This window comes from Leptolyngbya sp. FACHB-711 (genome assembly GCF_014695615.1).
In the GTDB taxonomy this organism is placed as follows: Bacteria; Cyanobacteriota; Cyanobacteriia; order Elainellales; family Elainellaceae; genus Leptolyngbya_A.
On record NZ_JACJOR010000248.1, the window covers coordinates 1 to 11,230 of the forward strand.

Sequence of the window (11,230 nt, forward strand, 5' to 3'; positions counted from 1 at the left end):
TTTGTTTGTCGCTGCATTAAGCCTCGGACTGAACCCCAAGGACCCGAGGCTCGCTGAGACACAAAGAAAGTCTTGCTGAGATTCTTGACAGTGATATGAGGCATACAAACCCTTTGGCAATTCCTTGCGACTTATCTGCACGCAGACACCTGTAGTTCTACAGTCAATCACCAGCCCACTTCGCACAGTCCACTAGCGCACCAGGATTGCCTGTACTGAATGAACTGCTTTGGTGATCGCAGCAATCCGCCACTGCGTAACACAGGCAAGCAACGCAGTTTTGATTAGTAAATGGGCATATTGATGCAGGAAGCATTATTTGCCTGATGAGTTTGTTTCCAAACGACATACTACAATATACTACAAACATCATTTACTAGAAAGGCAGCATGATGCAAAAGGGGACTCCTGCCTACAATCTGATCTTGCCTGTGGGGACGCAGGTCGTCGCCCGTGTGGAGGTTAAAACCTCGACCGGAAAACTCGTCTGTCTGCGGGGAGCAGTAGGCGCGATCGTCAAATCCCCCACCGATAACTCCCACGCCTATCAAATTCAACTGACGGATGGGTCTACTGTCAATTTGCGACGGCATGAGTTCAGCATCCGCAAACACTACCAGAATGAGGGATTACAGACTTCTGAGGCAGTGCTGAACGACTATAACCTGTACAATGCTGTCATTTATCGTTGTATCGTCGGTTCCAGGGCGTATGGGCTAGACAACGAAGCCTCGGACATCGATCGTCGGGGAATTTATTTACCCCCTGCCACCTTGCATTGGTCACTTTACGGCATTCCAGAGCAGCTAGAAAACGCTGCCACCCAGGAATGCTACTGGGAACTCCAAAAGTTTTTGATCCTGGCACTGAAGGCAAATCCAAATGTGCTGGAATGCCTCTACACGCCCCTGGTTGAAACAGCAACCTCGATCGCGACAGAACTGTTGCAGATCCGGGCAATTTTCCTGTCACAGTTGGTGTATCAGACCTATAACAGCTATGTGCTGTCGCAGTTCAAGAAGATGGAGCAGGATCTCCGCAGCAAAGGCGAGATTCGCTGGAAGCACGCAATGCACCTGATTCGTCTCTTGCTCTCTGGCATCACTGTACTCAAAGAAGGGTTTGTGCCGGTGCAGGTTGAAGACTATCGATCGCAGCTTTTAGCCATCCGGCATCAGGAGATGTCGTGGGATGCAGTCAACGAATGGCGGCTTCAGCTGCATCAAACGTTCGATCGCGCCTTTGCCAACACGAAACTTCCCGAACGTCCAAACTACGAGAAGGCAAATGCCTTTTTGATTGAAGCACGTCGCAGCATGGCTGCCGCTGAACCATGAACTCACTCCCAGCCCAACTGCTTACTACCGCGACACAACAACCCTATCCGCTTCTATTTGCCACAATTAGCGGCGCACACCTCTACGGCTTTCCCTCGCCCGACTCTGATTATGATCTGCGAGGCGTTCACATTCTGCCGCTCAAGCAGGTAATTGGACTGGATATGGGACAGGAAACGATCGAGGTCTCGCAGCTTCAAGACGGATTACAGCTTGATCTCGTCACCCATGACCTCAAGAAGTTTTGTGGGTTGCTATTAAAGCGAAACGGCTATGTCCTGGAGCAGCTTTACTCGCCGCACGTTGTCTACGCTATCGCAGAGCATGAGGAACTGAAGGCGATCGCCCAAGGCTGCATCACGCGCCATCACAGCCATCACTACCTGGGGTTTGCTCAAACGCAGTGGCGGCTATTTGAGAAGGAAACACCCCACCGTGTCAAACCGCTACTTTATCTCTATCGTGTTCTGCTGACAGGCATTCACCTGATGCAAACAGGCGAGATTGAGGCAAATTTGGTGAAGTTGAATGAGAAGTTTCAGCTTCCTTACCTTGCCGATCTGATTGCCCGAAAGCTGAGCAGCAGCGAAAAAGCACTTCTGAGTCAAGCCGATCTGGCGTTCCACCAGCAGGAGTATCAGCGGCTGGTAGAAACTTTGAAAGCAGAGAGCGATCGCAGTCATTTGCCGGAAGCTCCCTCTACAAAAACAGCGTTGAATAATTTATTAGTGCGTATACGGCTGGCATTTGGATAGTTGTAATGTAGGGACAGAAACTGAAAGACATTATTTCGCTTTTTCCAGTCGCTCTACAAATTTCCGATGTTCCGGCGACTGCAATCCCCTTTGTAGCGTCTCCAGCACCTGTGCCATCTGATTGCTTAGAAGGGCTGACACGGCTAACCACAATCCTGGAAACGCCTGACTGCGGATACTCCCCACTGAATCTGCGGGGAGCCGTTGATACTCTCCCTCCGTGAGAACAAACCATTCGAGTTGGTTCTCGTAGGACTGCCAAACGATGTACTCCAACACCCCGTTGCGCCGATACACCTGCTTTTTAATGCCCGTATCGATAGCAGCACTGCTGGCTGCAATCTCGACAATAAGTTCGGGCGCTCCCTCAATATAGCCGTCACTGCTGATTCGAGTTTGCCCCCCTGCCGCTGTCTCAATAAACAGTACTGCATCAGGCTGCGGTTCATTATCAAGATCGAGCCTCACAGTTGGCGCATCGCTCAGGTCAATGCCAGGAGTCATTGCCTGATAGACACCGAGCCAGGTGATGATGCGACTGTGGGGTTTGCCATGCTGCTCGTGCCTTAAAGGGGATGCTACGTAAACAATGCCTTCGATCAGTTCTGCTTTTCGGATATGAGGGGCTGCGGCATAGCGTCGCTCAAATTCCGGGCGCGTTAGATGGTCGCCGCTTTGCAAAGGTGGGCAATCCGGCACTGGAGTCGATTGCGCTTGAGGAAATTGTTCACGCACCATTTGCCGAACCTCAAAATCGCGATACAAGGTTTAACTCTAGCGAATTCCAGATCGAGCAATGCACTGCTTGGCGATCGACTGCATCTGGCTGACGATCGTTGATTACTACGTCAATAGTGTTTTGATGTTCGTCAGCAAGCTTTCCAGCTTTGAGCATTCTTTAAGACAACAGTTGTCTTAGATCTATCTGAGTCAAGATAATAGTAGACCTGAATCTTGGAAGATCCAAAGTTCACACTGCTGCTGTCTCAGTTTGTATTTGTCCTGCTTTCAGCACTCGCGATGAGATAGAGTGCGATGCGGCTTCTGCCATTGCCTGCCAATCCTCCTGTGTAAATATCCCAGATAAGATTGCTACGGTCTGCTGTCTAGTAACCTTGCTGATACTTCCCGGTATGGTTTCTCTTGACAATAGCTCCTCAATCGCTCCTTGTTGCTGCGGATTTAAATCTGCTAGGCGAGTACGAACCAAGCGGCGAGCGATCGTATAAGTAGCCTCTAGCCCTGCTCCTAGATCCCACGACTCCATCCACTCCCGCAGAGCAACGAAAAGAATCGATTGGACTTTCACCTGCTGGCGTAATTGCTGCATTTGCTCAACCGTGAGTGCCTGAACTGACTCGCTATACTCTTTCATCGCCAGTCCCGCTTCCGCCTGCTCCGAATCTTCAACGTGGGCGGAATCCCTCAGCCAAGCCTCGTTGCTACATAGGTCCATCAGGTCACCGCTCTGAGCATATTGTGCGGCAAGGGTGGAATCGTCCATTAGATTTTCCTAGAGCGTCAGGGGTAAGTCGTTCGACGCAATACGCCGTACTCAAAGTATATCAAGCCTTCTTTTTCTGGATCTGCGCCATACGCCAGCATCTGATTGCGGCGATAGAATCCTTCTGAACTCAGCAAAGCGTGTAGCCCGACCCTGCCTTCATACCCCAACTCCATGCTTCGCTGCCGTGCAAACAGCAGCAATGTTCGCCCGACTCCTCTTAAATAAGGCGGGTCTTCCAGTTGCCGTCGATTCCAAGGTGCTGCCGCTAATGCCTCTATATAGATCAGCGGGTAACGTTGAGGCAGTTGCGACTGATGCCATTGGGTTTCAAGAAACATCAATCCTTGAGTGAGACTATCTACCTCAATCGAATAGGCTTCATAACGAGCATCCTGCTTGCTCTGCCGTAGCTTATAGTTCCAACTCCAATAGCTATCTAGCTGCTCTGTTGCTCTCAAAATTCCTTTCCAAATTGTCTCGAAGTCTTCCAAGTGGCGATCGCTCATACTACACAGTAGTCCAGCGACAATCTCTCCTGTGCCACTAAGAAGCTGAATGGAGCGCTGCATTAGGCATTCAAAGTAATTGACTGAGGCTTTAAGCGTAGCTGTAAGTTTAGACTCTTCCAGCCAGGATTTCACCTAAAAACTTTTGTCAATGTTAAGCGCAACGTTGCGCTTGACGCTATCATTAGGCGTAACGTTGTGCTTAAACTTAGTAGCTACAGTTAGGCGTAACGTTACGCCTAAAATTCTACCTCCCTAATCACATACAGATGGCAACTTCTTCCCTCCCTGCAACAAATTCGGGACGGCAGCAAGGCAGCATTCAAATTAATCGGCAAATCGTTTTGTGGATCGTCGCCAACGCTGGCGGGATTGGCAAAACAACGCTTGCAGTGAACTTGGGATACCTGCTGGCTCTCAGAGGCGCACGAGTATTGCTGGTTGACCTAGATACGAATGGATCTGCTGCTCGGTTCTGTGGGCAAAATCCTATTCAGCCGCCTGATAAGACAACTGCCGTATTGTTTGACAAAGACTTTAACGGTTCATACCCCATTCTTACGCCTGATTGGGGAACTCCTCATTCCAGAGGTAGATTTGACATTTGCCCTGGCGGAGACGCGATGATTTCGCTTTCGGTAGAACTGGCACTTCGCCCAGCAAAGGAATACGTGCTGAAGAAGGCATTCAAGAAATATCCACCAGACTACGACCTGATCATTCTGGACTCACCAGCCTCAATGGATTTGATGAGCTATTGCGCGATGGCGGTCGCAACTCATATCTTTCTTCCTCTCCCAATGAGCGTCAAAGCAGCTGGGCTGGATAGTCTGCTAATTTGGCTACGTGATGCAGAGCAATCCCTTGATCTTGAACCTGCTCCAAAAATTCTGGGGGGCGTTCCGATGAAAGTTGCGACTAACGCTGACCAGAAATACTATGCGTCAACGATCGCTCCTGTCCTGGAGCAACAAGGCATTCCCTGTTTCACAGGAGTCAGAGAATCCAAAGAGTTTGAAAATGCGGCGAATCGTGGCGTGGCTCCCTTAATTCGCTATCGCCCAGGACACGCTGCTAACGGCGATTTCGCCCCAATCGTTTCCACTTTGATTCAAGAGTTTGCAGGAGAATAAGCAGCAATGGGACGAACTCCCCCTACCAGTGCTTCCACGTTGTTTTCAAGTTCTCTATTGGGTCAGCAGCAGGATCAAAAGATTGCTGAAATGTCCCAGAAGATTCAGGAACTAGAACAGGAATTATCGCAGCGAAAACAGGATCTTCTGAGTCGAGTTGCACCAGAAAATATTTCCCAAGCCACTATTCCAATCTCAGAGCTTCAACGACGCTCTTATAAGTCACGGAGCGAACGCGATCCACAGAAATTTGGAGCACTGGTAGCCAGTATTCGAGATTATGGCTTTCGGGGCACAATCTGGGTTCAGAAGAAACCCGATGGCTCACTTTGGATCATTGGTGGAGAAACGCGCACTGATGCAGCCCTGGTAGCAGGGCTGAGTGAGATCGCTGCGGACATTATGGAAGTCGATGACCTGACCGCTGCAAAGCTGTGTCGGGCTGAAAACAATCGTCGGCAGAATCTCAACGAACTGGACGACACCAATGAGATCATTTACCTGCTCTCCTTGATGTTGAAAAAGACGAGAGAGGAAGTAATCGCTTCACTCTATCAATATCGCAATGCAGCCGCAGGAAAAGCGTCGATTGATCCTGAAATTAAGCAAGCTATTGAGGAGGGCTTCAAGGAGTTAGAACCCACTCTCTCCCTAATTACATTTATTGCGAATCGCCTACGTCTTCTCAATCTTCCCCCAGATATTCTGGAAGCGTACCAAAAGGGACAAATTGGACAGATAAAAGCTCTTGAACTGGCAAAGGTGACGGATGAGCAAGCTCGACGCGAACTCTTAGACAAGGTGATTACGGAAGATCTCAGCGTCAGCCAAATCAGGAACTTGGTTAAAACCAATAAACCTACTAAGCACCAGTCCGTCGCCCAAATTCAATCAAAGCTAACAAAGACAAAGCAACAGGTTGAAAGCCTCATTCCGAATGATCCTGGATTTGTCCAGGGGTTATCTCAGGAGGAAAGGAAACAACTAGAAGCGACGATCGCCGAACTGAAGCAGTTGCTTCAGGAAAAGGAATCGCTACTTGGCAAATATTTAGTGGGTGGCATTTGAAACCTTAATTAGGCATTTGACTCAGGAATTGTTACCTGAAGAAAACCACCGGAAGCCATAACCGCTGAGTTCAAGAGAAAAAAGCTATCTACAGCTAAAAATGACAATTGATGCCATACAGCAGTCTCTTGCCCCTGACAAACAGCAGACACTAGAGCGACTTCAAGGCGTTGTCGAACGAATCACCTATCACTCAGCAGAATCAGGCTACACCGTAGCGCGACTGAAAGCACCTCGCACAAGTGAACTTGTTACGATCGTTGGCAGTTTCGCTAACCTTCAGGCTGGGCAAACGCTGCAAATGCAGGGCACCTGGCGGGAGCATCCCAAGTATGGTCCCCAGTTCCAGGTGACGCAGTACCAGGAAACCAAGCCTGCGACCTTGACGGGTATTGAAAAGTATCTGGGCAGCGGACTGATCAAAGGTGTTGGACCCATTACCGCAAAACGCATTGTTGCTCACTTTGGAGTACAAACACTCGACATTATCGAACACCATCTCGATCGCCTGGTCGAAGTTCCTGGCATCGCCAAAAAAAGAATCAAGATGATTCAAGCCGCCTGGGTCGAGCAAAAGGCGATCAAAGAAGTGATGCTGTTCCTACAGACGCACGGGGTTTCGACCACCTATGCGGTCAAGATCTACAAGCACTATGGCGATGAATCCATTCAAATTGTTACCGCAAATCCTTACAGGCTTGCGACTGATGTCTACGGCATCGGCTTTGTCACCGCTGACGCGATCGCCCGGAATCTTGGCATTCACCCCAACTCCGAATTCCGCTATCGCGCCGGACTGCTGCATATCCTGAGCGAAGCAGCCGAGGAGGGGCACTGTTTCTTGCCTCAATCTGAACTGGTGGAACGCACCGTCGAACGATTGGCTCTCCCGGATCATCGCATTGATGCAAGCGATATCCTTGCCCTTACGACCGACATGGCAATGGATGGGGAACTGATGATGCAGGGCGGAACGGCTGATTTTCAGGGACAATTCCTCTGCTATGCTCCGCCGTTTTTCCACACTGAGCAGGGCTTAGCCAACCGAGTGAAGCACTTGCTAAGCCAGCCTGTCACGGTTGATGTGCCGCGCGTGGAGCGCTGGATCGATCGCTTTATTGCCAGTACTAAGCTTCAATTGTCCCAGCAGCAGCGGCAGGCAGTCATCATGGCAGCCTCCCATCGGGTGCTGATCCTCACAGGAGGTCCCGGTACGGGTAAATCCTTTACCTGCAAAACAATCGTTGCCCTCTGGAGAGCGATGGGGAAGACAATCACGCTTGCTTCTCCCACCGGACGAGCGGCTCAGCGGCTCAGTGAGATGACCGGGCAGGACGCGAAAACCCTGCACCGCCTGCTGGAAATCGACCCCAAAACAATGAAATTTAAGCGGGACCAGGGCAACCCAATCCCCGCTGAAGCGATCGTGGTGGATGAGGCTTCGATGATGGATTTGTTCCTCGCCAATTCGCTTTTTAAGGCAGTTGCACCCAATGCTCATCTTTTGATTGTGGGAGACACAGATCAGTTGCCCAGTGTCGGTCCTGGTGCAGTCCTCAATGATTTGATTGCTTCTGGACTTATACCCGTCGTCCGACTCACTCAGGTGTTTCGACAGGCGCAGCAATCTGCAATCGTCACCAACGCTCACCGCATTAATGGAGGAGACCTGCCCCAGCTAGAACGAGTATGCAACCAGCCCAAATCCGACTGTCTCTGGTTTGTGGCTGAAAGCCCGGAGTATGGTGTCGCTGGCATTCAAGATATGGTGACGCATCTCATTCCGCAGCTCGGATTTGACCCAGCCCGCGATGTCCAGGTGCTTTGTCCCATGAGTCGGGGCGAGATGGGCACCCGCAACCTGAACCAGGTTCTCCAGCAACTGGTCAATCCACCCCATCCCAGCAGAGCAGAGCTGGTGCGGGGAGGCATGACGCTGAGAGTTGGCGATCGCATTCTGCAATTGAAAAATGACTACAACCGCGAGGTGTTCAATGGCGACCTGGGGATTATCAGCGCGATCGACACTGAGGAGCAGGAATTATTAGCGCGATTTGGAGAGCGGGAGGTGACTTATGACTACGCCGACCTGGATGAAATCACGCTGGCATTTGCGACGACGATTCACAAATCCCAGGGCAGCGAATACCCGGTTGTGATTCTTCCTATCTTCACGCAGCATCAAATCATGCTCTCGCGCAACCTAATCTATACCGGGCTAACGCGTGCCCGTCGTCTGGTCGTTCTGGTGGGCGGACAAAAGGCAATCGCAACAGCAATTAGTCAAGTTCGAGATCAGCAACGCTACACCCTGCTGGCACATCGGCTGAAAACAGCCGCAGCTCTTTGAGCCACAGACCCCACCTCGCATCCGATCGAACCCAGCATTTTTGCCTTAGACCGGCTTTTGATGAGAGAAGTTGGGGGAGCTGTATTTTTTCCTATCAAGCTAAGCCTGCTCTTGCTACCAACTTTCCTTTCACTTACACTACGACTTACACTAGTAATCAACCTTACCCAAAACCCCTTGGCTATGCCCAGATCGCTAAACCTGAAGTGCTTGGAATGCAGTCGCTTGAGTATTGAGCAGGCGATCGAACAGCATGGGGAAAGTGGGGACGGTTGCTGGAATCCTGCGACCTGCCATCGGAAGCGATCGCATTATCGAAATCGTCCGGACGTAAATGCAAAGCGACGAGGACAGAGAGTTGCGGAGCAAGAGCTTCAAAAACTCATGCAAGTAGGCGAGGTGCTTTTCACTGAACGATTAGATGTCGTTCCTAAAACGCCGCCAGTCGCATTGCTCTACCTGTACCGGGAGGATCGACCCGATGCTCATCTCCATGCGATCGCAATTAGTGTTTGGCAGGGGGATCAGAAGTTAGCCGTCATTCCCCCTAAACATTGCATCGGCATGGCAAACCGTCACGTCAGGCAGTACCTTCTAGAAACCCTGGCAACACTGCAAGAGAAGTACGGCATTCGAGAATTTGAACCCGAAATTCTGATGCACCCCAAGGAGTGCCCGATCAATCCCTGTCCACTGCGAGGGCTATAGCCATGCCGCCAGAGGAAAGCCAGGAGAAGTCATTAATCAATGCCTTGCCTTTCCTGGTAGCGGCAGCAAAAGCTGACCCTGAAAATGTGGAGCTTCAGGAGATCTGGCAGACGATCGATCAGTTACAGCTGGAAGAAATGGACTGGCAGCAGCTTCACCTGCTGGGGGATGTAATCCTTCAACTTGCTGAACGTTATGAGAATTATGCCAACCTGCTGCTGATCGACTGGGAAGAACGGCATGACCCACTCGGTCCACCGATTCAAGAAGGTTTGCTTGATGGACTGGTACAGCGAACTATGTACCTCGACATCTCCGATCTGACGAAGAAACCAACGCGGCAATCGAAAGGGAAGAAACAGCCGGAGTCAGAAGACAACCCCTCGATCGCTCAACCTGTTGAAAAAAAGAAAGTGCTGGCATTTGTCGAAGCGCAGGAAGAATCGATTCAAACCAAAGCGCAAGCCTTGGCAGTGGCGCATGATGAGAATGTGTCGGAGTGGATTCGCTTGATCCAAAGCTGGATGCAGAAACACGCGCAGGAACAGGAGAGCATATCGTTTGTAGAAATTCTTAGAGGGACTGGTCTACCCGTTGTTAAAGCCTGGTTAGCACTATTGCTCGGAGAATTCGAGCTGTGCCAGCAGGGGAGTTTTTATAACGACGTATCCATTACTGTTCGACTTGTCAAAGAAAAAACCTGATGAATGAGCAAAACCTTAAAAACCAAATCCTTCAACTGCTTGATAACTTAGGCTGTTCAAGAGAGCGTGCAAAATCTGACAGCCAACTACTATAGCCTTACGAATATACGTTAGGACATTGTGCAAAAGCAGCATCGACGCACTCACGGAAGCTCTCAAAGTCGTTCCATCGTTGCCTCATCCAATTTTTTAGTACAAACCACCAATGCTCAATTTGATTCAAATCTGGAGAATAGGGAGGCAGATACCAAATCTCACATCCTGCGGCTGTGACAACTTCTTGAATCGTTTGAGAGTGATGAAAACTCGCGTTGTCAATCACAATTACATCTCCCACTTTGAGTTGGGGGATCAAGCACTCTTCCAACCACATCTCAAACAAATCTCGATTGCAAGAACCCGCAAAGGTCATCGGCGCAAATAAGCTTCCCTCTTTCAGGGCAGCAATCCAACTGACCCGCTCACTCCGTTTACCCGACTTTAGTGCATAAAACCGTTGACCAACCTCACAATACCCATAAGGATACTCGTCTCGGTTATCAATGCCAGCTTCATCGACATACACAACCTGATTGGCTCGCTTTGTCTTCAATCGTTCTTGGAACTCTTGTCGTTTGATCTCGTTTCGCTCTCGATACCCATAGGATTTTTTTTACGACTCACCCCAATCTTGATCAGAGCATCACTGATATTTTGTTGTGTGACGTTGTCCCCCCATCGCTTTGCCAGTTCAGCTTGGGTTTTGCCGCCATGCTCTCGGACGAACTCACGGAATCGCTCCCAATCTTTGATCTTATGTCTGCAACCCTTCTGATAACCTTGAGTGGCTTGGTAGGTTCCAGTTTGTTCCTCTCGTTTGAGCCACAGATCCAGCGTGTTTCGACCGATGTTAAACATCCGACTCACATCGATTTTTCGCTCTCCTCGCTTTACCGCGGCAATTGCTTTTTCTCGAATATCGTCACTATAGGGGGCTGGCATGGCAGTTTCTTAACGGGCTGGTCTTCCTTCATCCTATGTCCTAACCTAAATCCGTAGGGCTATACTTACGGTCACGGGTTCACATCAATCAACACTCACTGTTTAATTTCCTGACGGTCGCATTGTCCAGGGACAAGCTACCACTCCTCGCATAACAGAGGCAGAAATTGAAGCAGCTCAG

General features: G+C 50.0%; 11 protein-coding genes. 7 read left to right on the forward strand and 4 right to left on the reverse strand.

Going from position 1 to position 11,230, the window contains the following annotated elements; translation table 11 throughout:
- Positions 1-389 precede the first annotated feature (389 nt).
- On the forward strand, positions 390-1,337 hold the full coding sequence (locus tag H6F80_RS09345; RefSeq protein WP_242067253.1) for a nucleotidyltransferase domain-containing protein: 948 nt from the start codon (positions 390-392) through the stop codon (positions 1,335-1,337).
- Positions 1,334-2,092 (forward strand): nucleotidyltransferase domain-containing protein, encoded by a 759-nt coding sequence (locus H6F80_RS09350; protein ID WP_190791298.1) that lies wholly within the window; start codon positions 1,334-1,336, stop codon positions 2,090-2,092. Before H6F80_RS09345 ends, H6F80_RS09350 begins: the two co-directional genes overlap by 4 nt.
- A gap of 30 nt (positions 2,093-2,122) precedes the next feature.
- On the opposite strand, the gene H6F80_RS09355 is transcribed toward H6F80_RS09350, so the two are convergent.
- From H6F80_RS09355 to H6F80_RS09370, 3 genes are all read right to left on the reverse strand, one after another.
- Positions 2,123-2,830, reverse strand: a complete 708-nt coding sequence (locus H6F80_RS09355) for a Uma2 family endonuclease (protein ID WP_190791299.1) — start codon at positions 2,828-2,830, stop codon at positions 2,123-2,125.
- A 232-nt stretch (positions 2,831-3,062) separates the two neighbouring features.
- Positions 3,063-3,596, reverse strand: a complete 534-nt coding sequence (locus tag H6F80_RS09365) for a hypothetical protein (RefSeq protein WP_190791301.1) — start codon at positions 3,594-3,596, stop codon at positions 3,063-3,065.
- Positions 3,597-3,613: 17 nt separating this feature from the next.
- Positions 3,614-4,168: a hypothetical protein gene (locus H6F80_RS09370; protein ID WP_242067254.1), complete on the reverse strand. Its 555-nt coding sequence runs from the start codon at positions 4,166-4,168 to the stop codon at positions 3,614-3,616.
- 206 nt (positions 4,169-4,374) lie between these two features.
- Here H6F80_RS09370 and H6F80_RS09375 point away from each other — a divergent pair, with 206 nt between their 5' ends.
- The 5 genes from H6F80_RS09375 to H6F80_RS09395 all read left to right on the forward strand — a co-directional run bounded on the left by H6F80_RS09375 (position 4,375) and on the right by H6F80_RS09395 (position 10,068).
- On the forward strand, positions 4,375-5,238 hold the full coding sequence (locus H6F80_RS09375; RefSeq protein ID WP_190791302.1) for a ParA family protein: 864 nt from the start codon (positions 4,375-4,377) through the stop codon (positions 5,236-5,238).
- A 6-nt stretch (positions 5,239-5,244) separates the two neighbouring features.
- Positions 5,245-6,306, forward strand: a complete 1,062-nt coding sequence (locus tag H6F80_RS09380) for a ParB/RepB/Spo0J family partition protein (RefSeq protein WP_190791303.1) — start codon at positions 5,245-5,247, stop codon at positions 6,304-6,306.
- Positions 6,307-6,406: 100 nt separating this feature from the next.
- Positions 6,407-8,656: an SF1B family DNA helicase RecD2 gene (gene recD2, locus H6F80_RS09385; protein ID WP_190791304.1), complete on the forward strand. Its 2,250-nt coding sequence runs from the start codon at positions 6,407-6,409 to the stop codon at positions 8,654-8,656.
- Between the two features lie 183 nt (positions 8,657-8,839).
- The gene (locus H6F80_RS09390) at positions 8,840-9,364 is read left to right on the forward strand and encodes a hypothetical protein (protein WP_190791305.1); all 525 of its coding nucleotides are present in this window, start codon (positions 8,840-8,842) and stop codon (positions 9,362-9,364) included.
- Positions 9,365-9,366: 2 nt separating this feature from the next.
- The gene (locus H6F80_RS09395) at positions 9,367-10,068 is read left to right on the forward strand and encodes a hypothetical protein (protein WP_190791306.1); all 702 of its coding nucleotides are present in this window, start codon (positions 9,367-9,369) and stop codon (positions 10,066-10,068) included.
- Between the two features lie 97 nt (positions 10,069-10,165).
- Here H6F80_RS09395 and H6F80_RS09400 read toward each other — a convergent pair.
- Positions 10,166-11,049, reverse strand: a protein-coding gene (locus H6F80_RS09400; RefSeq protein WP_199296470.1) for an IS630 family transposase whose coding sequence is annotated in 2 segments (ribosomal slippage) — positions 10,166-10,720 and positions 10,723-11,049 — 882 coding nt in all. Because the reading frame shifts where the segments join, the coding sequence is not laid out codon by codon here.
- Between the last annotated feature and the right edge of the window lie 181 nt (positions 11,050-11,230).

Bases quoted from the DNA above. Each gene is read 5' to 3' on its own strand.
- H6F80_RS09345 (WP_242067253.1), top strand. From the start codon at position 390: ATGATGCAAAAGGGGACTCCTGCCTACAATCTGATCTTGCCTGTGGGG.
- H6F80_RS09350 (WP_190791298.1), top strand. From the start codon at position 1,334: ATGAACTCACTCCCAGCCCAACTGCTTACTACCGCGACACAACAACCC.
- H6F80_RS09355 (WP_190791299.1), bottom strand. From the start codon at position 2,830: ATGGTGCGTGAACAATTTCCTCAAGCGCAATCGACTCCAGTGCCGGAT.
- H6F80_RS09365 (WP_190791301.1), bottom strand. From the start codon at position 3,596: ATGGACGATTCCACCCTTGCCGCACAATATGCTCAGAGCGGTGACCTG.
- H6F80_RS09370 (WP_242067254.1), bottom strand. From the start codon at position 4,168: ATGCAGCGCTCCATTCAGCTTCTTAGTGGCACAGGAGAGATTGTCGCT.
- H6F80_RS09375 (WP_190791302.1), top strand. From the start codon at position 4,375: ATGGCAACTTCTTCCCTCCCTGCAACAAATTCGGGACGGCAGCAAGGC.
- H6F80_RS09380 (WP_190791303.1), top strand. From the start codon at position 5,245: ATGGGACGAACTCCCCCTACCAGTGCTTCCACGTTGTTTTCAAGTTCT.
- recD2 (WP_190791304.1), top strand. From the start codon at position 6,407: ATGACAATTGATGCCATACAGCAGTCTCTTGCCCCTGACAAACAGCAG.
- H6F80_RS09390 (WP_190791305.1), top strand. From the start codon at position 8,840: ATGCCCAGATCGCTAAACCTGAAGTGCTTGGAATGCAGTCGCTTGAGT.
- H6F80_RS09395 (WP_190791306.1), top strand. From the start codon at position 9,367: ATGCCGCCAGAGGAAAGCCAGGAGAAGTCATTAATCAATGCCTTGCCT.